This is a genomic window from Janthinobacterium sp. GW823-FHT06H09 (assembly GCF_058794735.1).
This window is the reverse complement of record NZ_JBXAHC010000018.1, coordinates 58,979-85,172: the sequence shown is the minus strand read 5'-3', so window position 1 is coordinate 85,172 and position 26,194 is coordinate 58,979. Positions and strand designations below refer to the sequence as shown.

Annotated in this window: 21 protein-coding genes; 13 read left to right on the top strand and 8 right to left on the bottom strand. The window is 63.4% G+C overall.

From position 1 onward, the window contains the following. Positions 1 to 30: 30 nt before the first annotated feature. The gene (locus AC1Q6X_RS24555; protein WP_492498667.1) at positions 31 to 924 is read right to left on the bottom strand and encodes a creatininase family protein; all 894 of its coding nucleotides are present in this window, start codon (positions 922 to 924) and stop codon (positions 31 to 33) included. 484 nt (positions 925 to 1,408) lie between these two features. Then, on the bottom strand, positions 1,409 to 1,981 hold the full coding sequence (locus tag AC1Q6X_RS24550) for a hypothetical protein (RefSeq protein ID WP_492498665.1): 573 nt from the start codon (positions 1,979 to 1,981) through the stop codon (positions 1,409 to 1,411). 45 nt (positions 1,982 to 2,026) lie between these two features. Here AC1Q6X_RS24550 and AC1Q6X_RS24545 point away from each other — a divergent pair, with 45 nt between their 5' ends. Further along, a complete protein-coding gene (locus AC1Q6X_RS24545) occupies positions 2,027 to 2,395 on the top strand; it encodes a hypothetical protein (protein WP_492498664.1) in 369 nt (122 codons plus the stop codon). A gap of 91 nt (positions 2,396 to 2,486) precedes the next feature. On the opposite strand, the gene AC1Q6X_RS24540 is transcribed toward AC1Q6X_RS24545, so the two are convergent. The 3 genes from AC1Q6X_RS24540 to AC1Q6X_RS24530 all read right to left on the bottom strand — a co-directional run bounded on the left by AC1Q6X_RS24540 (position 2,487) and on the right by AC1Q6X_RS24530 (position 6,580). Next, complete coding sequence (locus AC1Q6X_RS24540) at positions 2,487 to 4,127, bottom strand: methyl-accepting chemotaxis protein (RefSeq protein ID WP_070311955.1); 1,641 nt, start codon at positions 4,125 to 4,127, stop codon at positions 2,487 to 2,489. Positions 4,128 to 4,219: 92 nt separating this feature from the next. Continuing rightward, positions 4,220 to 5,341: a patatin-like phospholipase family protein gene (locus tag AC1Q6X_RS24535; protein ID WP_409026680.1), complete on the bottom strand. Its 1,122-nt coding sequence runs from the start codon at positions 5,339 to 5,341 to the stop codon at positions 4,220 to 4,222. A 312-nt stretch (positions 5,342 to 5,653) separates the two neighbouring features. Then, positions 5,654 to 6,580 (bottom strand): LysR family transcriptional regulator, encoded by a 927-nt coding sequence (locus AC1Q6X_RS24530; RefSeq protein WP_099408719.1) that lies wholly within the window; start codon positions 6,578 to 6,580, stop codon positions 5,654 to 5,656. 107 nt (positions 6,581 to 6,687) lie between these two features. On the opposite strand from AC1Q6X_RS24530, the gene AC1Q6X_RS24525 reads away from it, so the two are divergent. From AC1Q6X_RS24525 to AC1Q6X_RS24470, 12 genes are all read left to right on the top strand, one after another. Next, complete coding sequence (locus AC1Q6X_RS24525) at positions 6,688 to 8,247, top strand: MFS transporter (protein ID WP_492498662.1); 1,560 nt, start codon at positions 6,688 to 6,690, stop codon at positions 8,245 to 8,247. 220 nt (positions 8,248 to 8,467) lie between these two features. Continuing rightward, the gene (locus AC1Q6X_RS24520; protein ID WP_070218271.1) at positions 8,468 to 9,685 is read left to right on the top strand and encodes a maltoporin; all 1,218 of its coding nucleotides are present in this window, start codon (positions 8,468 to 8,470) and stop codon (positions 9,683 to 9,685) included. Positions 9,686 to 9,986: 301 nt separating this feature from the next. Then, complete coding sequence (locus AC1Q6X_RS24515) at positions 9,987 to 11,000, top strand: substrate-binding domain-containing protein (RefSeq protein WP_121669083.1); 1,014 nt, start codon at positions 9,987 to 9,989, stop codon at positions 10,998 to 11,000. A gap of 318 nt (positions 11,001 to 11,318) precedes the next feature. Beyond that, positions 11,319 to 12,956: an alpha-amylase family glycosyl hydrolase gene (locus AC1Q6X_RS24510; RefSeq protein ID WP_492498661.1), complete on the top strand. Its 1,638-nt coding sequence runs from the start codon at positions 11,319 to 11,321 to the stop codon at positions 12,954 to 12,956. Between the two features lie 84 nt (positions 12,957 to 13,040). Continuing rightward, positions 13,041 to 14,126 carry an ABC transporter ATP-binding protein gene (locus tag AC1Q6X_RS24505; protein WP_492498660.1) on the top strand — a complete coding sequence of 362 codons (1,086 nt, stop codon included), beginning with the start codon at positions 13,041 to 13,043 and terminating at the stop codon, positions 14,124 to 14,126. A 110-nt stretch (positions 14,127 to 14,236) separates the two neighbouring features. Next, entirely contained in the window at positions 14,237 to 15,457 is a 1,221-nt protein-coding gene (gene malE / locus AC1Q6X_RS24500) for a maltose/maltodextrin ABC transporter substrate-binding protein MalE (protein WP_070218275.1), read from the top strand. Positions 15,458 to 15,604: 147 nt separating this feature from the next. After that, positions 15,605 to 17,116, top strand: a complete 1,512-nt coding sequence (malF, locus tag AC1Q6X_RS24495) for a maltose ABC transporter permease MalF (protein WP_492498659.1) — start codon at positions 15,605 to 15,607, stop codon at positions 17,114 to 17,116. A 10-nt stretch (positions 17,117 to 17,126) separates the two neighbouring features. Further along, a complete protein-coding gene (malG, locus tag AC1Q6X_RS24490; protein WP_070218276.1) occupies positions 17,127 to 18,017 on the top strand; it encodes a maltose ABC transporter permease MalG in 891 nt (296 codons plus the stop codon). Position 18,018: 1 nt separating this feature from the next. Then, positions 18,019 to 19,659, top strand: coding sequence for an alpha-amylase family glycosyl hydrolase (locus AC1Q6X_RS24485; RefSeq protein WP_492498658.1), 1,641 nt, complete (start codon positions 18,019 to 18,021; stop codon positions 19,657 to 19,659). Then, positions 19,656 to 20,567: a carbohydrate kinase family protein gene (locus AC1Q6X_RS24480; protein WP_492498657.1), complete on the top strand. Its 912-nt coding sequence runs from the start codon at positions 19,656 to 19,658 to the stop codon at positions 20,565 to 20,567. Before AC1Q6X_RS24485 ends, AC1Q6X_RS24480 begins: the two co-directional genes overlap by 4 nt. A 103-nt stretch (positions 20,568 to 20,670) precedes the next feature. Beyond that, positions 20,671 to 21,957, top strand: a complete 1,287-nt coding sequence (locus AC1Q6X_RS24475; protein ID WP_409026688.1) for an O-acetylhomoserine aminocarboxypropyltransferase/cysteine synthase family protein — start codon at positions 20,671 to 20,673, stop codon at positions 21,955 to 21,957. Between the two features lie 49 nt (positions 21,958 to 22,006). Continuing rightward, positions 22,007 to 22,999, top strand: a complete 993-nt coding sequence (locus tag AC1Q6X_RS24470; RefSeq protein ID WP_205602341.1) for an AraC family transcriptional regulator — start codon at positions 22,007 to 22,009, stop codon at positions 22,997 to 22,999. Between the two features lie 136 nt (positions 23,000 to 23,135). On the opposite strand, the gene AC1Q6X_RS24465 is transcribed toward AC1Q6X_RS24470, so the two are convergent. From AC1Q6X_RS24465 to AC1Q6X_RS24455, 3 genes are read right to left on the bottom strand one after another with little or no spacing between them, the layout of a single operon-like run. Then, positions 23,136 to 24,170: an AAA family ATPase gene (locus AC1Q6X_RS24465; RefSeq protein ID WP_492498656.1), complete on the bottom strand. Its 1,035-nt coding sequence runs from the start codon at positions 24,168 to 24,170 to the stop codon at positions 23,136 to 23,138. Further along, positions 24,167 to 25,546, bottom strand: a complete 1,380-nt coding sequence (locus tag AC1Q6X_RS24460) for a phenylacetate--CoA ligase family protein (protein WP_492498655.1) — start codon at positions 25,544 to 25,546, stop codon at positions 24,167 to 24,169. The genes AC1Q6X_RS24465 and AC1Q6X_RS24460 overlap by 4 nt, the downstream gene beginning before the upstream one ends. After that, on the bottom strand, positions 25,543 to 26,136 hold the full coding sequence (locus AC1Q6X_RS24455) for a hypothetical protein (protein WP_230506253.1): 594 nt from the start codon (positions 26,134 to 26,136) through the stop codon (positions 25,543 to 25,545). The genes AC1Q6X_RS24460 and AC1Q6X_RS24455 overlap by 4 nt, the downstream gene beginning before the upstream one ends. Between the last annotated feature and the right edge of the window lie 58 nt (positions 26,137 to 26,194).

Genomic DNA, 26,194 nt, shown 5'->3' with positions numbered 1-26,194 from the left:
GCCGGAAGTTCAACACGTCCAGCGGAAGATTTACTTATTTCGTTGCAGCAATTGCTTGATGGCGGCCACCGAGGTGTCCACCTGCAGCTTGATACCGATCTGGCCCAGCTCCTTTGTTGCCCGCGTCGCGTCGCCGCGCACGCCGTCCGCCACGCCGGGCTTCGGTCCGTGCGCCATGGCCTCGCTGCGCACGAGCGACGGGTCCGTCGCCAGCATCAAGGCCGCGTCCGCCAAGCCCGCATGCAGGCCGATCTCGGCGCTGCTGTGGCCGCGCTTCTGCAGTTCGGCAATATAGGCCGATTGCGTGATGTCATAGTAATCGAGCAAGGCGTAGGCGCGCGCTTCCTTGCCCGCAGGTGTCTTGCCCCAGGCGCGGTTGAGTTTATTCGCCACGTTTTGCTCGTTCTTCTGGTAACCACCGTGATCGCCAAGGAAAATGATGTCGCGGAAGCCATGCTGACGCAGGCTGGCGGCGGCCCCTTCCAGAACGGCTTCGAAGGCGGCCGGCGGTATCGAAATCGTGCCGGCAAAGCGCATATGGCCGGCCGGTGGCGAAATCGCGCCTTCCGGCACGTAGGAAACGACGGGGGCGACGATGGTGTTACCCAGCTGCTGTGCGATCTGGCGCGCCAGCAAGCCGGCGCGCACATTGTGCTTGCCCAGCGCGATATACGGCCCGCTCTGCTCGACGCCGCCGATCGGCACGAGCACGGTGGTGGCGCCGTGGTCGATACGGCTGCGCAACTCCGTGCTGGTCAGTTCTTCCAGCATGACGCTGCTGCTGGCAGGCGCGGCCGCCATGACGGGCGCCATGACCAGCAGAGACGACAACGTCAGGACGAACAGGGAAACGAGGGGCTTGCGTGAAATACGGAGCGTGGATGGCGCACACGGCGCCGTTCGCTGGGGGAACTGCAGAGTCATAAGCCAACATCTTTCCGAGGTCAAAGGCGCCGTGCCCGGCCTTGCCAGGCAAGCTGGCTGCCACGCAAGAATTGTATTCCATCATGACGGGAAGGGCACGTTAATTTGACGCGGCAGTTTGCGAGGAATTGACCTGGGGCAGCGAATGGCGCAGCGTCGTCCGCATGAACAGCGAACGCCGTGCCTGATCAGGAGGGCCATGCCGACGCGCTAAGTAACCCCCAATAAATTATTGTGATTTCTGACTGCCATAACCGGCGCTCTGCGGCGTTGCTCACTGCTAGCAGTGCCCGCACTGCGTCGCAGCGAGCGCCTTGCACAGCATCCGGTTCTGTTTGTCATAAATTCACACTAATTTCCCGAGGATTACTTAGAAATTGCCGACAAGCCGTTTGCTTCTTACGTTTGCTTATTACGTTTGCTTATTACGTTTCACGACATCGCCGCTACCCGTCAAGAACAGCCGCAGGTAGTTCGCTCGAATTTACTCAAGCGTATTGCGCCTGCGCCATGCAATAAAACGGCCCAGTGCGGCGCCCGTCATGACCGAGATCAAAAGCCAGCCTTTGACCTCTGCCTCATCCTGAGAAATAACCATCCAACTGCCCATGCCAACGACGAAACCTGCCAAGCCGCCGTAGCCGATGTACATGCGCCGATCCAGATTGTCCACGGTTTGTTGCAACGCTTCAGGACGGGCAATTGCTTCCTGTATAAGGATGGTTCCACATTCGAGGCAACGTGCACTCATGGCTGAATTTTGGGCATTACACACTGGGCAGGTCATCGGCGGCCGGAAAAGAAAAGTGGTTAATTGATATAACGTGGCCGAGGATAAAATTTCCAAGAGGCAACTTATATAATATAACATGCCTGTTAGCTGTTTTTCAAAAAATGGTCCGCCAACCGTAATGCGATACCGATATCTGAAACTTTGGCATGGCACCATATTTATTTCCACATCAGCTTGAATAACCCAAGCTTGCACCCTGGCGCTTACGCGAATGTGACAATGTGTGATGTTTCCATGTGGAAAATTTGCTATCGTTGATGGCATTCCTTCCTTATCTTCAGATTGAATCTGATTAAAACCATCCTCTCAATGAAAAGAATATCGACTGCTTTCCTTATTTATCTGACCTTCTGCTCCGCTCTGGCCTTTGTTGACTTCGATTGGGATGCGGAAAACGAACAAGCTGCAAAGTCATCAATCTATAAGCAGACGCTCTACATGAACAACGTCCAACGACAGGCATATATAGACGACCTCGAAACCATCCATTCTGCGGGCATGATGGGGGGAGTAAACGGCAGACGCCTGCATGGAAATGAGGCCAGCGATATTCACGATTTGGCGAACCTGATTCGTCAAAAAACAGGGAGGAACATCGTTGAATTTCCCTCCAAACCGTTTGGCGAGGCCATTTCCAGCTTTTTCAAAATCCCATTTATATTATTGATTAATAAATAGAAAAAACGTTTACTTGGGAATATGGCGTCGATGCGTCAAAGCAGGTGTGGAAGCCTTCCAGCACCTGCTTTGACATACGGCATGCCCGAGTTCATCCCAGCATGCGGCGCGCCGGTTGCGCAGCGCGGCGCGGGGCCGTTGCCGGGGCCGGCAAGCCGCCCGCCACCTTCAATGATTTTTCCTTGGCATCGCCGCGCAGGCGGAATACGGCCACCACATCGACCAGTTCGACGGCGCGGTCCTGCAGCGAGGATGCGGCGGCGGCCGCCTCTTCCACCAGGGCCGCGTTTTGCTGGGTGACCTGGTCCATTTGCGAAATGGCCTGGTTCACTTGCTCGATGCCGGCGCTTTGCTCGTGGCTGGCGTTGGCGATGTCGCCCATGATGTCCGTCACGCGGCGGATGCTGGCGACGATTTCTTCCATTGTCGCGCCCGCCTGGTCGACCAGCGCGCTGCCCGTGTTGACTTTATCCACGGAATCCTCGATCAAGCCCTTGATTTCCTTGGCGGCCGCTGCCGAACGCTGCGCCAGGTTGCGCACTTCCGTTGCCACCACGGCGAAGCCACGGCCCTGCTCGCCCGCGCGGGCCGCCTCGACGGCCGCATTCAGCGCCAAAATATTGGTTTGGAAGGCAATGCCGTCGATCACGCCGATAATGTCGGCGATCTTCTTCGCCGATTCATTGATCGAGCCCATCGTACCGACCACTTGCGCCACCACGGCGCCGCCCTTGCGCGCCACGTCCGAGGCGGACACGGCCAGCGAGTTCGCCTGGCGCGCATTGTCCGTATTCTGGCGCACGGCCGAGGTCAGCTCTTCCAGGCTGGAGGCCGTTTCTTCCAGCGACGACGCCTGCTGCTCCGTGCGCACGGACAGGTCCGCGTTGCCGGCGGAAATCTGCGCAGCCGCCACGCTGACCGTATCGGCCGAGGCGCGCACGGTGGCGATCACGCCGACGATGCGCTCCAGAAACTTGTTGAAGGCGGTGGCCGTGCGGCCCACTTCATCCATGCGCTCGACGGGCATGGCGGCGGACAGGTCCAGCGAGGCGCTTACTCTCTCCAGCGTATGTTCGATATTGCCCAGGCCGCCACTGATGGTGCGGTAGATATGCCAGGCCAGCGCGCCCGTCAACAGCACGGCCACGCCCAGCACGGCCAGCATGGTGTTGAACGCCGTGTCGTAGGCGGCCAGGCTTTCCGCTTTGACATCGTCGACCAGCTTGTTGTTGTAGGCGATATGGTCATCCATGCTCTTTTTCGCGGCGGCGGCCGTGATGGCCAGCGGCGTGCCGGCCAGCAAAGTGGCGCGCACGCCATCCATGTCGCCCGCGTAGGCGGCGGCAAAGAATGGCACCAGCGCGCGGCGGTACGCTTCCATGGCGGCCTGGTCGGCGTCAAGCATCTTGCTGTCCGTCGCGTCGTACAGGCGCTCGGCGCGGTAGGTGGCGATGACCTTGTCGAAATTCGTGTTGGCGTCGGCCACGGCCTTGTCCAGCGCCGTCTTGTCGGCCAGGTTAGAAAACACGGACAGGCGATAGCCGGCCAGGCGCGAATCGGCCAGGAAACCCTTGGCCGCATTCAAGCCCTGGATGCTGGGAATGATGCGGTTTTGCACGGTGTCAAAACGTTCCTGGGCGCGCTGCAGCTGGATGGCGCCGCCGGCGCCCAGCAATAGCAGGGCCAGCAAGGCGATGGTGAGGGTCAGGATTAATTGCTTGGTGATATTCATGGTGTTTCACAGTAAAAAGGTGGCCTGGCAAGGCCAGGCGGGATGAGTAGCTGCCGATCAGGTGGCCAGGACCGGTTGCAGGCGGCGCGGGCTTAGGCCGCCAGCGGGGCTGCGTCAGGCGTGCGGCGCAGCAAGTCGCCGTGCTGGCGGCAAAACGCCAGGCCCGCCTTGTGGCCCACGTCGAACAGCAGTTGCATGTTCGAGCTGGACCAGTCCAGGGTGTCGGGCCAGTGCTGTTCCGGGATGCCGCCCATCAAGTCGAGCTTCAGCAGACGCCGCTTGGGCTGGCCCGTGCGCGCATCCGTGTTGTGCTCAAGCTCAAACAGGCGCAGCTCGCTCTTGGAAATCTTCACCAGCGGCGTGATGATGGAGCGCACCCAGGCGTCGTACAGGTTGCGCGGCTTGCGCAACAGGCGCTCGTCGCCGAGGATGTCGAGGATGACCAGGGTGTCGGCGTCATGGTGCTCGCCCTTGCCTTCGATAAACGGGTCGAAATTGAGCGTGTCGAGGGCCGCGCCTTCGATGTAATCGTCGCCGTCGATGGTCGTCGGCGCATACAGGAAGGGAAACGACAGCGCGGCGCGCACGTGGATCGGCTCGATCTCGTGCTTGCCCCAGATTTGCATGCGGTGCTCGCTGAGGTTGTAGGCATTGATGTAGAAATCGGGGCGCATGCGCGCCACGCCCGAGAAGTCGACGGCTTTTTCCAGGAAGGGCAAATGCGCGCACAGGCCCAGGCTTTTCGCGGACAGGTCCGATGGCGACAGCGACGACACCATCAGCTTGCCCCAGTCCGACCAGGCCGTGGGCACGCCCGCAAACGTTTGCTGGAACGCCTGAAAAAAAGGATTGTTGGCCGGCGGCTGGAAAGCGTCGCGGAAGGTGCTCGCGTGCATGCCCGGCTTCTGGAATACCTTGTAGTTGATCGGGATCATCTTGTAGATGCTGTCGGCCACGCCCGTGTCGGCCCAGCTTTGCAAGGCCTGGCGCGGCGTGGCCTCGTGCGGCGTCGTGTAAAGCAAACCCATCAGCACTCCCGCGCCGGACGCGGAAATGACGTCGAACTCGATGCCCTCATCGAGGAAAGCGGCCAGCGCGCCGGCGATCAGGGTGGAATTTGGTGCACCGCCACCCAGCAGCAAACCCGTTTTGCGGGCCGGTTTCGCGGTCGCGGCTGGCGCCGGATCCGGCGGCGTCGTCATCACTGTCTTCATGCACACTCCCTGAACGGAACGGGGCAGTCACCCCTTAATTGTTGGTTACTACACGCTTATGGCGCCTAATCCTGCACATGTCCCGGCAACCGCCGAAGCGATGCAATGTTGCAGAAACAGATATGAAATTAACATAAATAAATTCCTTATGGCAATTTCAATAACGTATGACTGATATTCAGGAAGGGCATAAGCTGATGCTGTGCGGCATTGCTTGATGCGGCGCAGCAAATATAAATTTAGCGGATTAGGATTAATCGCTTTGGGGTAGGAATATTCCCCAACCCGCCGCCAGCGCGGGGGCCAGGGGTATCAGGCGATGGATGCAGGGTCGGGAGGGGACGCGGAAAAATGCAGGTGGGTACACAGATGGTCAACAAAGACACGGATTTTGGGCGACAGGTGGCGGCTCGACGGCCACAGCACCCAGAACTTGCTCGAGTACAGCAAGCTGTCGGCCAGCACGGCTTGCAGTTCACCGCGTGCGATGGCGTCGCGCACGATAAAGTCAGGCAAATAGGCGAGACCCACGCCCTGCGTGGCGGCACCGATCAAGGCTTCGATATTGTTGCAGGTCAATGCGGTCGGCAAGCGCAGCTCGCCGCCGCTGTCGCCCTCGGCGCGCTGCAGCGCCCATTCCTGCAACTTGCCCGTGGTGGGGAATTTATAGCGCACGCAGGCGTGCCCTTCCAGCGCGCGCGGCGAGGCCGGCACGCCATGGCGGGCGAAGTACGCGGGAGAACCGACGATGGCAAAGGCAAACGGCCCCAGTTCGCGCGCCATCAGCCGCGAATCCGTGAGCGTTCCGCTGCGCACGGCCACGTCGACGCCCTCGGCCACCACGTCGACCAGGCGGTCGTTGAAATCGAGGTCGAGCTCGATCTCCGGGTACTGGCGCGTAAAGTCGGCCAGCAGGGGCAGGATGATGCGGTAGCCGATCACGGGCAGGCTGACGCGCAGCTTGCCGCGCGGCGCCTCGGCCAGGTGCGACAGTTCCGCCTCGGCATCGCCGAGGTCGGCCAGGATGCGCTGGCAGCGCTCGTAAAACAGCGCGCCCTCGTTGCTCAGGCTGATGCGCCGCGTGCTGCGGTTGAGCAGGCGCACGCCCAGCTTTTCTTCCAGCCGCGCCACGCTCTTGCCCACGGCCGAAGCCGATACGCCGAGCAGCCGCCCGGCCGCCACATAACTGGAAGTTTCCGCCGCGCGCACGAAGGCGGCAATGCCGTTCAAATTATCCATGCGACCTCAATTAGGGAATATTTGTCCGTTATGAGTGGATTTTCAGCCACTTTCTCATGGATTGCATCCATATTATCATCGAATTCCCTCTTTCTGGAATCATTCCCATGGATACGAATCACCGCATGCAGCCTGCCTCCGCGTCCCGGCGCGCCTTCGTGCTGGCCGCCGTCTGCCTCGCTGCGCTGTGCATGCCGCTCAGTTTTACGGGGCCGGCCATCGCCATTCCCGCCATCGCCGCCGACCTGCACGGCACGCCGCTGGCGCTGGCATGGATCACGAATGCCTTCATGCTCAGCTTTGGCGGCTGCCTGATGGTGGCCGGCGCGCTGGCCGACCGTTATGGCCGCAAGCGCGTGTTCTTGCTGGGCATGGCTGTGTTTTCCGCCGCCGCGCTGGCCTTGGCGGCCGCGCCCGCCATCCTGTGGCTCGACGTGCTGCGCGCCGTCCAGGGCCTGGGCTGCGCCATGGCCCTGTCGAGCGGACTGGCGGCCCTGGCGCAGGAATTCGACGGCCCGGCCCGCGCGCGCGCCTTCAGCCTGATCGGCACGGCCTTCGGCGCGGGCCTGGCCTTCGGCCCCTTCCTGGCCGGCACCTTGATCACGCATACGGGCTGGCGCGCCATCTTCATCGTCACGGCCGTGGCCGGCCTGGCCGCCCTGCTGGCCGCCGCGCGCGCCATGCGCGAAACGCGCGACCCGCAAGCGCAAGGCGTCGATTGGCCCGGCGCCCTGACGTTTACGGGTGCGCTCTCCCTGTTTACCTATGGCTTGCTGCAGGCGCCGCACAAAGGCTGGGCCAGCGCCGCCAGCCTGGGGCTGTTCGGTGGCGCGGCCTTGCTGCTGGCTGCGTTCATCCGCGTGGAACGGCGCGCCGCGCGGCCCATGCTGGACTTGACCCTGTTCCGCCTGCCCGCCTTTGCCGGCGTGCAATTGCTGGCCGCCGCGCCCGCGTTTTCCTTCGTCGTGCTGCTCGTATTGCTGCCGGCCCGCTTCATCGGCATCGAAGGCTACAGCGCGCTGGAGGCGGGACGCATGATGATCGCCCTGTCCGCGCCCATGCTGGTGCTGCCGGTCCTGGCCGGCCTGGCGGCGCAGCGCCTTGCCGCCGCGCACATTTGCGCCAGCGGCCTGCTGCTGGCGGCGGGCGGCTTGCTGTGGCTGTCGACGTGTGCGCCGGGCCAGTCGCCCACTACCTTGATCGGGCCGCTGCTGCTGATCGGTTGCGGCATCAGCCTGCCCTGGGGCTTGATGGATGGTCTGGCCATCAGCGTCGTGCCCGTCGAACGGGCCGGCATGGCGGCCGGCATCTTTAACACGACGAGGGTGGCGGGCGAAGGCCTGGCGCTGGCCATCGTCAGCGCGCTGCTGGGCACGTTTACTGTCGCGGCGCTGGGCCACGCCGACCTTGCCGGCATCGGAGCGGAACAGGCGGCGCACGCGGGCTCCTTCCTGGCGCTGGGCGAGCTGCGCCATGCGGCCACCCTGCTGCCGCAGGCTGGCGCCGCCGAACTGGCGCAAGCGTACGGCACGGCCTTCCGCCACTTGCTGTATGTGCTGGCCAGCATTACGACGACCTCGGCCCTGCTGATTCTGGTCTTCCTGCGGCATCCTGCCCTTGCCGCAACGGACTCGACCACCCTGCCCGCCTGCGACACTCCCTCCTGATCTCCTCCTGCCATACACGGCGGCGCCCACGCGCCGTCGCCCGCCTTTGATGTTTCTCCGCAACACCCACAAAGTTTCCGAACGACGCCAAGAACAAAACGAGTTTACTTATCAAAGCGCTTTGAACTATACTCAAAGCGCTTTGAAACATAGTTAAAGCGCTTTGGTTGTGCAAAGTGATGCGCGCCGATCCCACATCTATAAAAACACTGGAGACACAATGAACAAATTTTTCTTGAAAGCGTTGCCAGCGGCAGTGCTCATGGCCTTGAGCGCGTCGGCCCAGGCAGCCCTGCCGATCGACTTCGGCGGTTACATCCGCTCGGGCATCGGTACCAGCAGCGAAGGCGGCAAGGAAGCGTGTTTCGGCCTGGCCGGCGCCTCGTCCAAATATCGTCTGGGCAATGAGTGCGAAACCTACGGCGAGCTGAAATTCGGCGGCGAAGCCTTCAAGGCAGCGAACGGCACCACCTTCCGCATCAATACCCTGGTGGCGTTCTCCGTCAACCAGAACCAGGACTGGGAACAATCGGACCCGTCGTGGCGCGAAATGAACGTGGTGGCGGACAAGATCGGCACGGGCGCCTTCGCCGAAGCGCGCGCCTGGGTCGGCAAGCGCTACTACGACCGCCAGGACGTGCACATCACCGATTACTACTTCTGGAATAACAGCGGCCCTGGCGCCGGCCTGGAAAACATCGACCTGGGCGCGGCCAAGCTGGCCTATGCCATCGTGCGCACGGCCGACGATGGCGACAGCAAGCGCATGGGCCTGTCCCACGACTTGCGCTTTTCCGGCATCAAGGTCAATCCGGACGGCGAACTGACCTTGGGCCTGCAATTCAACCAGAAACGCAACGCGCAAGGCGCAGCCCCCATCGCCAGCGGCCACTTGCTGACCATCATGCATACGCAAGGCAATCTGCTGGGCGGCTTCAACAAGGTGGCACTGCAGTACGGCAAAGGCAGCGCGGCCAACACGGGCGGCTTCAGCCTGGGCGCCAGCAAGGATGACAAGGTCGTGCGCCTGACGGAACAAATCATGATCCAGCCCAAAGGTTCCTGGTCGGGCATGGGTACCTTCGTCTACGAAGACAAGGAAACGGCAGGCGTGAGCAGCAAGTGGACGTCGATCGGCGCGCGCCCCGTCTACCACTTCACGGACAACTACAGCCTGGCCGTGGAACTGGGCCACGACATCGTCAAGCCGGAAGGCGGCGAAAGCCGCAACCTGACCAAGCTGACCTTCGCGCCGCAACTGTCGGCCGGCAACAGCTTCTGGTCGCGCCCCGTGCTGCGCGCCTTCTACACCTACGCCAAATGGAACAAGGCAGCCCAGTCGGCCGCCGCGGCGGAATCGGCGCTGTCGTCGACGGGCGTGTTCGGTGGCAAGACCAATGGCAGCTCGATGGGCTTCCAGGTGGAAAGCTGGTGGTAATCGCCGGCATCTAGAACGTCGGCAAGCGTCCCCGGACGCTTGCCGGTGGCAGCAACACCGCCCGCTTTTTCAGGGGCAAGTCATATCCGGACCCACCATTTCGCCGCTGCACGCGATGGCCGGCAGCTTCAATGTAGTGATTCAGCAGTATCCTCTTTTAGCGCGGGCGCCCCTGGGTTTGCCCGCGTATTTTTTTGGGCGCCGCCGCCGCAGGTCATACCCCTGATCATTCCGGCATTTATCAGATAAACTACCCTTCATCGCACCGCATCGCTCCCGACCCACCCCATACGCAGCATCCATGAACCTCAAAAATCTCGCCAGAACGCTAGGAATATCCGAAACCACCGTCAGCCGCGCCTTGAATGGCTATCCGGAAGTGAGCGAACGCACGCGCGAGCGGGTGCTGGCCGCCGCGCAGGCGGCCGGCTACCGCCCCAATCCCATGGCGCGCAGCCTGGCCGTGGGGCGTACGAACATCGTCGGCATCATCTACCCGCTGATGCCGAACGACCTGGCCGACCCCATGTTCATCGACATCGTGGGCGGCATGTCCGAAGCGCTGGAAGCGCAGCAGATGGACATGATGATCGCGCCCGCCTCGGCCACCAACGAATTCCACACGTATGAACGCATGGTCAAGGGCCGCCGCATCGATGGCTTGATCGTCGGGCGCACGAAACCGTTCGACGAGCGCATCGCCTACCTGGCGCAGCAGGGCATGCCGTTCGTCGCGCATGGCCGCACGCAGCTGAACCAGCCGCATGCGTGGTTCGACTACGACAACGAAGCGGGCATGCGCCTGGCCGTCGAGCGCCTGGCGCAGCTGGGCCACCAGCGCATCGGCCTGATCAGCGCCACGCCGGACCTGAACTTCGTGCGCCAGCGCGTCGAGAGTTTCCAGCACGCCATGCAGGCGGGCGGCCTGGCCATCGATCCCGACAACCTGGTCGACAATGCGCACGACCGCCGCGCCGGCTACCAGGCCATGCAGCGCCTTCTGGCCCGCTCGCCCCGCCCCACCGCCGTCATCGTCGACAACCACATGTCGGGCGTGGGCGCCGTGCGCGCCCTGCTCGACGCGGGCATCGCCATCGGCCGCGAAATGTCGCTGATCGTCTGGGGCGTGATGGAAGATTCCCTGGCTGGCCACAACGTCACCACCGTCGTCCAGCCCGACCCGCGCGGCGCCGGCGCGAAGATGATCCACATGCTGCTGGCCCTGATGGACGGCACGCCCGTCACCGACCTGCAGGAACTGTGGCCGTGCGAACTGTTGCCGGGGGAATCGGCGGGGCCGGTAATCCACGCCTGATTTCCCCCTAGAGCAAACTACAGGGGTCGGTCACTGCATTGGAATGCATCCCATTGGGACGCATTCCCCCTCAGGGTCCGACCCCAGCCTCCGCTTGGGGTTTCGTAAAACGCCCTCTTCCGCTCTGTTTTGCCCTCCTGAATCACCCTCATAAAAAAATCGTATGTCTGGCGCGTGTATCGCTTTACTTTTCAAAGCGCTTTGAACTATACTCATTTCATACCCAAAGCGCTTTGAATTTTAAAATAAGACGTTCGCCTACCAACCAGCAGCGCCGCCCTGATAGCCACGGCTACAGGCACTTTTAAGAAATCATTCATGCCGACCATCCAGAACAATCTCGCCCACCTGCCCGCCGACTGGTGGCGCAGCGCCGTCATCTACCAGGTCTATCCACGCAGCTTCCTCGACAGCAATGGCGACGGCATCGGCGACTTGCCCGGCATCACCTCCAAGCTCGATTACATCGCCGCCCTGGGCGCCGACATCGTCTGGATCTCGCCCTTCTTCACGTCGCCGATGAAAGACTTCGGCTACGACGTGGCCGACTTCTGCGACGTCGATCCCATGTTCGGCACCCTGGCCGATTTCGACCGCCTGGTGGCGCGCGCCCATGAACTGGGCCTGAAAGTGATGATCGACCAGGTGCTGTCGCACTCGTCCGACGTCCACCCGTGGTTCGTGGAAAGCCGCTCCAGCCGCGACAATCCCAAGGCCGACTGGTATGTGTGGGCCGACCAGAAACCGGACGGCACGCCGCCAAACAACTGGCTCTCCGTGTTCGGCGGTTCCGCCTGGCAATGGGAGCCGCGCCGCGGCCAGTACTACCTGCACGATTTTCTCGTCAGCCAGCCCGACCTGAACTTCCACAACCCTGCCGTGCAGCAGGCGCAGCTGGACAACCTGCGTTTCTGGCTCGAGCGCGGCGTCGACGGTTTCCGCTTCGATTCCTGCAATTTCCCCTACCACGACCAGTTGCTGCGCGACAATCCACCCGCCGCGCAGCGCGATGCGAGCAGCGTGTCGGCCATCAACCCGTACGGCATGCAGGCGCACATGTACGACAAGACGCAGCCGGAAAACATCGCCTACCTCCAGCGCGTGCGCGCCATCCTTGATGAATACCAGGCCATTTCCATCGGCGAAGTGGGCGACGACAATGCGCTGGCCACGATGGCCGCCTACACGGGCGCCGACAAGCTGCACATGGCTTACAGTTTCAACCTGCTGACGGCCGAGTTTTCCGCCGCGCATATCCGCAAGCAGGTGGAAGAATTCGAGGCGCAAGTGGCCGACGGCTGGGCTTCCTGGTCCGTGGGCAACCACGACAGCGTGCGCGTCATGACGCGCTGGGGCGGCCAGAACCCGTCGCCGTCGCTGGCCAAGGTGGTGCTGGCCGTGCAGGCGGCCTTGAAAGGCACGCCCTGCCTGTACCAGGGCGACGAGCTGGCCCTGACGGAAGCGGACATTCCTTTCGAAGCGCTGCAAGACCCGTACGGCATCCCGTTCTGGCCCCAGTTCAAGGGCCGCGACGGCTGCCGCACGCCGATGCCATGGGTGGCCGATGCGCCGCATGGCGGCTTCAGTTCGGCAAAACCCTGGTTGCCCGTGCCGCCCGAGCATCTGGCGCGCGCCGTCGATGTGGAAGAAAACGATGCCGGCTCGCCGCTGTGCTTTGCGCAAAACATACTCGCCTGGCGCCGCACCCTGCCGCAGTTGCTGCGCGGCGATATCGTCTTCTTCGATGCGCCGGAACCCGTGCTGGCCCTGCGCCGCGACTTGCCGGGACAGCCGTCCGTGCTGGCCGCCTTCAACCTGGGCACGGAGGCGGTCACCTTCGCCTGGCCTGACTCGGGGCCAGCAGCCGGCCTGGCCGGTCACGGCTTGCCAGGCAGTAAAGATGGCCAGCAGATCAGCCTGCCCCCGCATGGCGGCTGGTTCGGCACGCACGCTTAAACAGTACCCTTTGGCGGCCATGCCGCCAATTACAATAACGAGCCCCGCGCATCAGCGGGGCCAAATTGAGAGAACGAGGACGACATGGCTGGACTGAAGTTAACAGGCCTGAAGAAGGCATATGGCGACGTGCAAACCCTGCACGGCATCGACCTGGAGATCGCCGATGGCGAATTCATGGTCTTCGTGGGCCCGTCGGGTTGCGGCAAATCGACCTTGCTGCGCAGCATCTGCGGCCTGGAAGAAATCAGCGGCGGCGACTTGTTCATCGGCAAGACGCGCATGAACGACGTGCCGCCCGCCAAGCGCGGCATCGCCATGGTCTTCCAGAGCTACGCCCTGTATCCGCACATGAGCGTGGCACAGAACATGGCCTTCGGCCTGAAACTGGCCGGCATGAGCAAGGTACAAATTGCCGACGCCGTGCAGCGCGCCGCGCAAATCCTGCGCATCGAACCTTTGCTCGAACGCAAACCGAAAGACTTGTCGGGCGGCCAGCGCCAGCGCGTGGCCATCGGCCGCGCCATCGTGCGCAAACCCGACGTCTTCCTGTTCGACGAACCGCTGTCGAACCTGGACGCCTCCTTGCGCGTGCAGATGCGCATCGAACTGGCGAATCTGCACCGCGAATTGCGCTCGACCATGATTTACGTCACGCATGACCAGGTCGAGGCGATGACCCTGGCCGACCGCATCGTCGTGCTCAACGCGGGCCGCATTGAGCAGGTGGGTGCACCGCTCGAGTTGTACCACCATCCCGCCAACCTGTTCGTGGCCGGCTTCCTCGGTTCGCCCCGCATGAACTTCCTCAAAGGCAAGATCCACAGCTATATCGACGGCGTGGCCACCATCGCCACGAATGCGGGCGGCATGCTGCAGGCGGCGTTGACGCAGCCGCTGGCCAGCGGTATGCCCGTCACCGTCGGCGCGCGCCCCGAGCACGTGCAGGCATGCGCGCCCGGTGCCGCTGCCGCCATCACGGCCACCGTGCAGGCGGTGGAAAAACTGGGCGACATCAGCTATCTGTATGTGCACGTCCCGGGCGGCGACGAGCCGCTGGTGGTGCGCGCCGATGCGGATACGGACTGGGCGATTGGCCAGTCCGTATCGCTGCAGGTGTCGCCCGCCCGCGTCCACGTGTTCGACGAGCACGGCCAGACCCGCACCTGATCTATCCGCTTTAGGGGCCAGGCGCTACAGGCGCCGCCTGGCCTGGTTGCATCGTTTCAGCCTTGATACTCAACATAAACTTAGCATAAAAAAAGATACTGGAGATTGACATGTCCTTCACGCACCCGAAACGCAGCTTCATCAAAACCACCCTGATCGCCGCCGCCCTGGCCGGCATCGGCAACCTGGCCGCCGTCAGCATGGCGAACGCGGCCGAAGCAGGCACCCTGTTGATCTGGATCAATGGCGACAAAGGCTACAAGGGCCTGGCCAAGGTCGGCGAAGAATTCACCAAGAAGACGGGCGTCAAGGTCGTCGTCGAGCACCCGGAAGATGCGCCGAACAAATTCCAGCAGGCGGCCGCCGCCGGCAAGGGCCCGGACATCTGGATCTGGCCGCATGACCGCATCGGCGGCTGGATCGACGCAGGCTTGCTGCAACCAGTGACGCCAAGCAAGGAAGCGCGCGCCGCCATCCTGCCGCTGGCCTGGAATGCCTTCACCGTGGGCGGCAAGACCTGGGGCTACCCGATCTCGATCGAAGCCGTCGCCCTCGTCTACAACAAGGACCTGGTGCCGACCCCGCCTAAGACCTTCGAGGAAATCGCCGCGCTGGACAAGAAACTCTCCGCACAAGGCAAGAAAGCCATCCTGTGGGATTACACGAATACCTATTTCACGTGGCCTTTGCTGGGCGCGGGCGGCGGCTTCCCGTTTGAAGTCAAGTCCGACGGCCGCTACGATGCAGCGAAAACGGGCGTGAACAATGCCGGTTCGCAAGCCGGCGTGAATGCGCTGATGACTCTGATCAACAGCGGCGCCATGCCGAAGGGCGCGGGCTACGCGGAAATGGAAGCAGGCTTCAACCAGGGCAAGATCGCCATGATGATCAACGGCCCATGGTCGTGGGACAATGCGCGCAAATCGAAGATCAATTACGGCGTGGCGACGATTCCTACCGTGGCAGGCAAGACGGCCACCCCATTCGTGGGCGTGCTGGGTGCGATGATTTCGAAAGCCAGTCCGAACAAGGACCTGGCGACGGAATTTCTGGAAAACCAGATGCTGCAGCTCAATGGCCTGAAAACCATCAACGCCGACGTCCCGCTGGGCACGCCAGCTAATAAAGTGCTGTTCGCGGAATTGAAAGCCAATCCGAACATCCAGGCGACGATGGAAAGCGCCCAAGCGGGCCGCCCGATGCCGAACAATCCGGAAATGGGCCGCTTCTGGTCGTCGATGCAATCGGCGCTGGAAAACATCACCCAGGGCCGCCAGACGACCAAGGATGGCTTGGATGCGGCGGCGAAGCGGATTACGACCGCCAATTAATTAGCTTTAGGTAGGTCGGATTAGGCCCGAAGGGCCGTAATCCGACAACATTGTTGGCGGCTGATGTCGGATTACGCGGCGCAGCCGCTAATCCGACCTACGCCACCACGCTTGACATCCAGCATCCATCTTCACAGGTATCCCATCGTGCGCAAGTTTATCGGCCCTACGGTATTGACCATCAGCATGGCGCTGGGTCTGTATCTGCTTTTCATGTTGTACATATCCGGCCAGACCATGCTGGCCGCCGTCTTCCTCGGCTTGCTGACCCTGACGACGTTTGTCTTCACGTCGCCGCGCGCCTATGCCTGCCGTTATCTGTTCCCCGGCATCACGGCGGTAATCGTCTTCGTGCTGCTGCCGATGGTGTACACGGTGTCGATCGGCTTTACCAATTTCAGTTCACGCAACCTGCTCACTTACGACAGGGCCACGCAATACCTGCTCGACGAGACGCAGCGCGTGGAAAGCGCCGGCTATGCCATGACCGTGCATGCCGACAACAAGGAATACCGCTTGCGCCTGGAAAGCCCGGACACGGGCGAAGTGCTGCTGACGCCGCCGCTGGCCCTGAAGCGCGCCGTCCCGCTGAAGGTGGACGTGGCGCCGGCTGACCCCGTGCAGGCGCCCGTGCTAGCCCCTGCCCTGCCTATCAAGGACATCATCGCCCTGCAAAAGGATTTGAAGCTGCTGACGCTTATCCTGCCGAACAGGATCGAGCTGCGCATGGTGGGCTTGCGCGAATTCGGCCCCGTCGCGCATGTCTACAAACAATTGCCGGACAAGACCCTCAAAAAAGTCGCCACGGGCGAACTCGTGACGCCGAACTTCAAGACGGGCTTTTATGAAATGCCGGACGGCAGCAAACTGGAACCGGGCTTCAAGGTCAATGTGGGCTTTGCCAACTTCGTGAAAATCTTCTCCGATGAAGCGTTCCGCGGCCCCTTCCTGCGCATTTTCGTCTGGACCATCGTCTTCGCCCTGATCAGCGTGGCCACCACGACGGGCCTGGGCATGGTGCTGGCCGTGCTGCTGAACTGGGATGCGCTGCGCTTCCGCGGCCTGTACCGCACGCTGCTGTTCCTGCCCTACGCCGTGCCGGGCTTTATCTCCATCCTGGTCTTCAAGGGGCTGTTCAACAACAACTTCGGCGAAATCAACCTCGTGCTCGACGCCCTGTTCGGCATCAAGCCCGCCTGGTTCTCGGACACCACCCTGGCCAAGGCCATGATCCTGATCGTCAACACCTGGCTCGGCTATCCCTACATGATGGTGGTGTGCATGGGTCTCATCAAGGCGATCCCGTCGGACCTGTACGAAGCGTCGGCCCTGGCCGGCGCGGGACCGCTGACGAATTTCTTCAAGATCACCCTGCCGTTGATCATCAAGCCGCTGACGCCGCTGATGGTGGCCAGCCTGGGGTTCAACTTCAATAATTTCGTGCTGATCAGCTTGCTGACGGGCGGGCGTCCCGATTTCCTCGATACAACGTTACCGGCCGGCACGACGGACTTGCTCGTGTCCTACACCTACCGTATCGCGTTCGAGGATTCCGGCCAGAACTTTGGCCTGGCCGCCGCCATCTCGACCCTGATCTTCTTCCTCGTGGCCGCGATTTCGCTGGTCAACATGCGCCTGACGCGCATGAACAAAGCATAAAGGACAGCATATGGCTATCGTTGTCGACCGTTCCAACCGCTGGCGCATCCTGGCGGCCCATGTCGCCGTGATCGCGCTGATCGCGCTGGTGATGTTCCCCTTCCTGATGATCCTGTCGATTTCTTTGCGACCAGGCAATTTTGCCTCGGGCAGTTTGATCCCGCCCGAGATCAGCTTCGAGCACTGGCGATTGGCGCTGGGCATGTCTTACCAGGCGCCCAACGGCGCCCTGGTCGAGCCGGACTTCCCCGTGCTGCTGTGGCTGTGGAATTCCATCAAGGTGGCCAGCATGAGCGCCACCGTCACCGTGCTGCTGTCGACCACCTGCGCGTATGCGTTCGCGCGCATGCAATTCCGCTTCAAGTCGCAGACGCTCTCCGCGCTGATGCTGCTGCAGATGTTCCCCGCCGTGCTGGCCCTGGTGGCCATCTACGCCATCTTCGACGTGCTGGGCAGCTACGTGCCGTGGCTGGGCATCGACCACCACGGCAGCCTGGTGCTGGCCTACACGGGCGGCATCGCCCTGCATATCTGGACCATCAAAGGCTACTATCAAACCATCCCCGTCGAGATCGAGGAAGCAGCCAAGGTCGACGGCGCCACGCAGTGGCAGGCCTTCGTCTACGTGCTGCTGCCGATGACGGTGCCCATTTTGATGGTGGTGTTCCTGCTGTCCTTCATCGGCGCCATCATCGAATACCCGATCGCTTCCGTGCTGCTGCATGAGCAGAACAACCTGACCCTGGCCGTCGGCTCGAAACTGTTCCTGTACGAGCAAAAATACCTGTGGGGCGACTTCGCCGCGGCGGCCATTTTGTCCGGCTTGCCGATCACGGCCGTGTTCCTGCTGGCGCAAAAATGGATGATCTCCGGCCTGACGGCCGGCGGCGTGAAGGGCTGACATGAAGACCGTGCTGACCGCCCTCGCCGCTTTGCTCGTCAGCCTGCCGGCGCAGGCGGGCAGCTTTGCAGAGAACCCCATCGTCTACTTTGCCGTGACGGACCGTTTCGCCAACGGCAATCCCCGCAACGACCACAGTTACGGCCGCGCCGCCGACCCGCAAGGCGGCGACGTGGGCAGCTTTCACGGCGGCGACATCGCTGGCATCACGCAGCAGCTCAAAGCCGGCTATTTCAAGGAACTGGGCGTCAACGCCCTGTGGATCACGGCACCGTACGAGCAGATCCACGGCTGGGTGGTGGGCGGCAAGCAGCAATTCCAGCACTACGCCTACCACGGCTACTGGGCGCTCGACTACACCACGATGGACGCCAACATGGGCACGCGCGACGAGCTGCGCGAGATGATCGCCACGGCGCACGCGCAAGGCATCCGCGTGCTGTTCGACGTGGTGCTGAACCACCCCGGCTATGCGGACTTGCGCACCCTGGCCGAATACAAGGTGCCCGTGCTGTGGCCTGGCCATGACAAGGCCGCGCTGCGCGATTATCACAGCTTCATCGACTACAACAACTTCGAATTCAAACAATGGTGGGGGCCGGACTGGGTACGCGCCGGCCTGCCCGGCTATTCCGATGGCGGCAAGGACGATTACACGATGCAGCTGGCCTACCTGCCCGACTTCCGCACGGAAAGCGGCAAGGCCGTGGGCTTGCCGCCGATTTTGCAGCGCAAGACGGACACGCGCGCCGTGGCCCTGCCCGGCACCACGGTGCGCGGTTATCTGGTGCACTGGCTGGCCGACTGGGTGCGCGAATTCGGCGTCGACGGTTTCAGGGCTGACACCGTCAAGCACGTGGAGCCGGCCAGTTGGCTGGCCCTGCGCGCAGCGGCCACGGAAGCATTGAAGGACTGGAAGACGCGCCATCCCGAACAGAAGATCGACGACGCACCATTCTGGATGACGGGCGAAGCGTGGGGCCATGGCCCCGAGCGCAGCAGCTGGTTTGATGCCGGCTTCGACTCGATGATCAATTTCGACTTTCAACACCGCGCGGGCGGCGACTGGAAAAGCATCGACGGCGTGTACCGCCAGTACGCGGGCTTGCTAGGCAAGCGCATTGGCAATGAGCCTCGCTACGACATCCTGTCGTACATCTCCTCGCACGACACCAGCCTGTTCCCGCGCGATCAATTGAAGCACGGCTTGAGCGCCCTGCTGCTGGCGCCGGGCGGCGTGCAGCTGTTCTATGGCGATGAAAGCGCGCGCCTGCCTGGCACGGCGCCCATCGGCGACGAACAGCAGGCGACCCGCTCCGATATGAACTGGTCGTCGCTCGATGCTCCCACCCTCGCGCATGCGCGCAAGCTGGGCCAGTTCCGCCTGCGCCACCCTGCCCTGGCGCGCGGCGAGCACCGGTTCATCAACGACAAGCCGTACGCCTTCGCCCGCGTGATGGATGGTGACGCCATCATCGCCGTGCCCGAGGCGCAAGGCGCCGTCTCGTTGAAAGTCCACGGTGTCTTTGCCGATGGCGCCCTGCTGCGCGACGCCTACACGCAGCAAACCTACATCGTCAAAGATGGCACCGTCGCGGTGAACGCGGCCGGCACCGTCCTGTTAGAAAAGGCTGCACCATGAGTACCTATGACATCCTGGTGGTCGGCGGCGCTGGCATCGACACGATCGTGCGCGTCCCCGACCTGCAATTGCCCGTGGCCGATTCGCTGCACGTGCCCCCCATCCGCGACTACGTGGCGCACACGGGCAATGGCGTGGCGCTCGGTTGCCACGCGCTGGGCCTGCGCTGCAAGTTCATCGACTTCATCGGCGACGATGCGCAAGGCGCGGCCATCCTGCAGCGTTACAAGGAAGCCAAACTCGATTTTTCGCACATCGTCGAACCGTCGGGCACGCGGCGCAGCGTCAACCTGGTCGACCCGCAGGGGCGCCGGCTGTCGCTGTACGACGGCCGCCACCCGGAAGACCTGCGCATGCCGGCCGCTTTCTATCTTCCCTACCTGGGACCGGCGCGCCACGCGCACTTTTCCATCATGGGCTGGGTGGCCGCACTGTTTGACGACGCGCAAGCGTGCGGCACGACGGTATCGACCGATCTGCACGACTGGGATGGCGTCAACCCGCACCACAAGGTCTTTGCGCTGCGCGCCGACCTGGTTTTCCTCAGCACGGCGGCGCTGGGCGAGCGTCGGGACGACGTCATGCGCGAAATTATTTCGCAAGGCCGCGCGCAGGCCGTGATCGCCATGGCCGGCGCGCACGGCGCCTACCTGCTGGAACGGGGCAGCGCGTCCGTGCGCCACACTCCGACGGCGGGATTGAAGCTGCCCGTGGTGGACACGAATGGCGCCGGCGACTCGTTCGTCGCCGCCTTCCTGCACGCCTGGCTGGCAGGATTGCCGCTGGAGGACGCCATGCGCCGCGGCGCCATCGGCGGCGCGTTTGCCTGCGCCCAGCATGGCACGCATGAACGGTTCATCGGCCAGGCAGAGCTGGATGACTTATATCAAGACAGCACTAGCTTATGACTTAATATTCTATCAAGCGTAGCAAGCAGTTAACGGGGGCATGGCACAATGGCTGCGAATTTCAAACGCTTCACCACCGCAGCCCATTCGAACCGGAGACCACATGAGAATCGAAACCCTGGCCGTGCACGCCGGCTACACCCCCGACCCGACCACCAAGGCCGCCGCCGTCCCCATCTACCAGACGGTGGCCTACGCCTTCGACAATGCCCAGCATGGCGCCGACCTGTTCGACCTCAAGGTCGCTGGGAATATCTACACGCGCATCATGAATCCCACGCAGGACGTGCTGGAAAAGCGGGTCGCTGCACTGGAAGGCGGCGTGGCCGCGCTGGCCGTCGCTTCCGGCATGGCGGCGATCACTTACGCGATCCAGACCATCGCCGAAGCAGGCGACAATTTCATCTCCGCCAGCCAGCTGTACGGCGGCACCTACAACCTGTTTGCCCACACCCTGCCGCAGATCGGCATCGAAGTGCGCTTCGCCGACGCGCGCCAACCCGAGACCTTCGCCGCCCTGATCGACGCGCGCACCAAGGCCATCTTCTGCGAATCGATCGGCAACCCGCTGGGCAATGTGACGGACGTGGCCAAGCTGGCCGAAATCGCGCATGCGCACGGCATCCCGCTGATCGTCGATAACACTGTGCCGAGCCCCTATCTGTTCCGCCCCATCGAGCATGGCGCCGACATCGTCGTCCATTCGCTGACCAAATACCTGGGCGGCCACGGCACCACCGTGGGCGGCGCCATCGTCGACAGCGGCAAATTTCCGTGGGCCGAGCACAAGCAGCGCTTCAAGCGCCTGAACGAGCCGGACGTGTCCTACCACGGCGTCGTCTACACGGAAGCGTTCGGCCCCGCCGCCTTCATCGGCCGCGCGCGCGTCGTCCCGCTGCGCAACATGGGCGCGGCCATTTCGCCGCTCTCCGCCTTCCAGCTGATCCAGGGCATCGAGACGCTGGCCCTGCGCATGGACCGCATCTGCGACAATACGCTGGCCCTGGCCAAGCACCTGAAGCAGCATCCGAAAGTCGCGTGGGTCAATTACGCGGGCCTGGAAGACCACCCGGACCACGCGCTGGTGAAAAAATACATGCACGGCCGCGCCTCGGGCATCCTGTCCTTCGGCCTGAAACTGGCGGCAGGCGAAGACCCGCGCGCGGCCGGCGCCCGCGTGCTCGACGCCCTGCAGCTGTTCACGCGCCTGGTCAATATCGGCGACGCCAAGTCGCTGGCCACCCACCCGGCATCGACCACGCACCGCCAGCTCAATCCCGAGGAACTGGCCAAGGCGGGCGTGTCCGAAGACATGCTGCGCCTGTCCGTGGGCATCGAGCATATCGACGACTTGCGCGAAGACCTGGAACAGGCCTTGAACGCGGCGTAAGGCTTTTTTTCGCGCCGTTCCCAGGGGAGTTCATGCCATAATCGGCGGCATGTCTTCCCCTCCTATTCCCCCTGAACAGCGGGCGTCCGGGCTGTTCCGCGCCGAATACGCGCGCCGCATGAATGCCGTGCTCGACCATATCGACCGCCACCTGGACACGCCGCTGGACCTGGCCCAACTGGCCGATGTCGCGCATTTTTCCCGTTTCCACTTTCACCGCGTGTTCGCCGCCTGGATGGGTGAAACCTTGGGCGATTATGCGCGCCGCCGGCGCCTGGAATCGGCCGCCTTGCGGCTGGCCTGCCGTCCCGGCGAGTCGATACTCGACATCGCGCTGGCGACGGGCTTCGGTTCCGGCGAAGCGTTTGCGCGCGCCTTCAAGCTGAAATTCGGCTGCACGCCGACAGCCTGGCGCGCCGGCATTGCCGCGAAAAACGCCGCCATGCTCGCGGCCATGCGCCTGCGCCGGCAAGATAGCAATCCGGATCAGGCCATGCGCAATACCGATCAGGAATACGGACCGAACTTCCCGCACCATGGGCACTCCAATCCACTTGATAGAGAGAGTCCCATGCAAGTCACCATCCTCGACCTGCCGCCCGTCACCGTCGCGTGCCAGCGCCATATCGGCCCCTACGGCCCCGCCATCAGCGCCTTCTGGCGCGACACCGTATCACCGTGGATGCAGTCGCACGGCCTGGGCGACGCCACCTGCTACGGCATCGGCCTTGACGATCCCAGCATCACGCCGCCGGAAAAATGCCGCTACGACGCCTGCGTCGCCGTGCCCGACGGCTTCCAGTCAGCCGGACGCGCCAGCCTCGCCACCCTGCCAGGCGGGCGTTACGCGGTGGCGCAATTCAAGGGACCGTCCAGCGCCATCCCCGACGCGTGGACGCGCATGGCGCGCGAATGGCTGCCGGCCAGCGGCCTGCAGTGGGACGAGCGCCCCTGCTTCGAGCGCTTTGCCGCCGCCACGGCGATGGACCCGGCCACCGGCGAATTCTCTTGCGAGATCTGCATCCCCGTGCGGCCGCTGTAGCAATGTCGTCGGATTACGCGGCATGCGCCGCGAATCCGACCTACCCTGCGGTATCCGCGTGCGCCGCCGTAGCAACAGCGTAGGTCGGATTAGCGCAGCGTAATCCGACACCGCCGCGTACGCCACGCATCCGCCATTAAGGTCCCGTCAGCACCTGCGCCACCTGCCTGACCCTGTCACCCACGGAACCTGACACATTGACATAGGCGATCCCCCGCCGCGCCAGCTCGGCCTGATACCACGCATGCTGGCGCGCGCGGAAATCCTCGTCGCGGCGGGTACCGTCCTGGATGAAGGGGAAATCAGGGGCGCACAGCAGCATCAGGTCATAGCGGTGTTCGGCCAGCTGCGCCAATTCCTGCTCGGCCTTGCCGAACATCTCGATGCAGTAAAAATACGTGGTCATGGGCGAGGTATCGCAAAACAGCCAGCGCCGCGCAGCCAACAGCGCCTGCGCTTCGCGGCGCAGCTGTTCCCGGCCGATCTTCAGCAGATCGTCATAGTGCAATACGCCATCCTGGCGCTCCCATAACTCTCGGCCATATTCGGCCACCCAGGCCGTCTCGAAATGCCGCGCCAGCGCTTGCGTCAAAGTCGTCTTGCCGCTCGACTCGCCGCCGAGCACGCACACGCGCGTGACGAAATCGGCGCGCACAACGGGCGACAGGAAGGCGCTGCGCGCATGCGGGTCTTGCCGCACGAGGGTGCCGGACACGGGCACCAGGGTTCTTGCCTGGTCCACGCTCACGTGCGCCACCGCACCAGCTGCATAATGCCGTTCCAGCACCTGCGCAAAGCCGGGACCATACTCTTCGCTGGTGAAGACGGCGTCGACGGGCAAGTCCAGCACCGTCCAGCACAGCCAGCCCATGAAGTGGCGATGGTCGTCGCCATCGGCGTCGTTGTGCGGCAGCGCGCGCGCCGGCACGCCGCGCGCCGCGCACAGGGCGGCCAGGCGCGCATCGTCGAGCACCACGATGTGCGCTTGCGGGAATTGCGCGCGCAGCCACCGTTCCCGGCGCGCCGGTTCCAGGCCGGGAAATTCAGGCTTGGTGTAGCTGACCACCAGCAGCTCTTCGCAGGCGTCTTGCGCACGGTTGATCAACAGTTCATGGCCCTGATGCAGCGGGCAAAATTTGCCGACCACAAGGCCGCGTTTATGGAGCTTCATGCTGCCGCTTCCCGCAAATCCGAGGTGTATTGAATGATCTTGTCTTCCGCCAGCAAGGTCTCGACCGTGATGGCGCCGAAAAAAGGCGCGAGCAAGGCGCGAGCACGGTCAGCCTGCGGCATGGCGTTCGGCGCCAGGCGCAGCGCGACGGCGCCGTCGCCATGCTGATGCACGCCGAACAGGGCGATGGCCAGGGGTTTCAGGGCATGCGTGATGTCGATATTGTTGATCCACTCGTCGTTGACCGTCCTGTAGCGCAAGGGGCTGCGGCCAGCCAGGCCCACCAGCACGGGGCCATGCGGGCCATGCAGCAGCGACGCGTAATCGCCCGTGCGGTAGCGCACGAGGGGCAGGCAAAAGTTAAAACCGCCCGTCACGGTGATTTCGCCGCGCGCGCCATCGGGCACGGGCTGTCCCGCAGCATCGAGGATTTCCACGTACAAGCGGTGCTGCAGCAGCACATGGCCGCCCGCCCGCTCGTCGTAGACGGCGACGGGTCCCACTTCATTGAGCGAATAGATATCGAGCACGGGGCAGCCAAAAGCCGCTTCCAGCCGCGCGCGCATGCCGGGCAACAGCATCATCGAGACGGACAGCAGCGCGGCAGGCTTGTGCGTCATGGACAAGGTCAGCAGCTCGGCAAACGAGATGGGGTCGCCCGCGATCAGCTCGGGCGCCATGGCGTCCAGGTAGCGCGCGCGGTCTTCAGGCTGGCGCCAGTCGTCCACGTGCAGATTGATCTTCGCCAGGCCTGATTCGTTCATCGTGGGCGTGACGGAGACATAGGTGAAGCAGCGGCGCTGGTGCCCCAGCAGCATCACGCCCACCTGGCCCGCGCCATGGCGCAGGGTCACGCCGAAGCGGCGCAGCGCGCGCTTGTGGAAGGCCAGGTAGCGCCCCGCCACCAGCGGGTGCGAGGCGATCAGCAGCGGATGGCCCGTGGTGCCCGTCGTCTGGAAATTGATCATGCGCGCCAGGTCCGCATCGTCGGGCACGAAGGCGGCGATGTCGTGCGCCAGTTCGGCGCGGCTGACGGGCGCCACGTCCGCAAGGCGCGCGGGGGGCGAGCCGCAGGCGCGGTAATACGGCACCGTGGCGTAGGTCGTCCTGAAAAAATCCGCCAGCCAGGACGGCGGCGCATCGGCGCTCCAGCCGATCGCGGCATCCATGACGTCCTGTTCATAGGCGCGCAGCGCTTCGACCTCCGCGGCCAGCAGCTTGTTGCCGCTGCGGTTGCGGTACCGGGGCGCGCACGGATGGCTGCGCAGTTTGTCCAGCATGCGTGCGCCCGCCGGCGTCAGGGTGGGACAATAGTCGCGGTCCGATTCCCAGGCACCGCCCGGCAGGTTGACGTCAGGTTTGCCAGCGAGCATCATTCGCGCGACCACTTGTCGGCCGATTCCTCGGCCGCCTTCTTCGCCAGCGCCTCGCGGATCTCGCGCGAACGCTGCTCGGCCAGGCGGCTCGCTTCGAGCAGGCGGCGGCGCTCCGTGCCGCTGATGGCGGACAATCTGTCCGTGGCCTGCGCCACGCTTTCATCGCGGGGCCGAAAACCCAGGCGCGCCAGCACGATGCGCGCCAGTTCCTCGCGCCGCTCCGGGTCTTGCGTGAACTGGTGCGCGGGCGTGGTGGCGGCCAGTTCGCGCGCCGCCTCGCCCAGCACCTGCAGCAGGTCATGCTGCGGCAACCGCTGTGCGATGAACCACTCGTCAGCCAGCAGCCAGCACAGGATCATGGCCAGCGCCAGCCGGTTGCGGTCCGCCTTCACCTGGGCGCCGATAAAACCCTGCAGGGACGCGGCAGGCGCACGCGCGCCATGCAGCAGCACAATGTCGTTGACCAGCGCGGCCACCGCCACCGCCTGCGCATTGGCGACACCGGCGATACGGGGCTCGGCGAAGAATTCGACGGGCGTGTCGGCCAGGCGGTGGGTTAAGGTTTCGAGGTGGGGACCAGAGATATTCATGGGCCTTTTCTTATACAGTGATGTGCAAATTTAGCCCGAAAAGCAAAGGCTGGGGTCA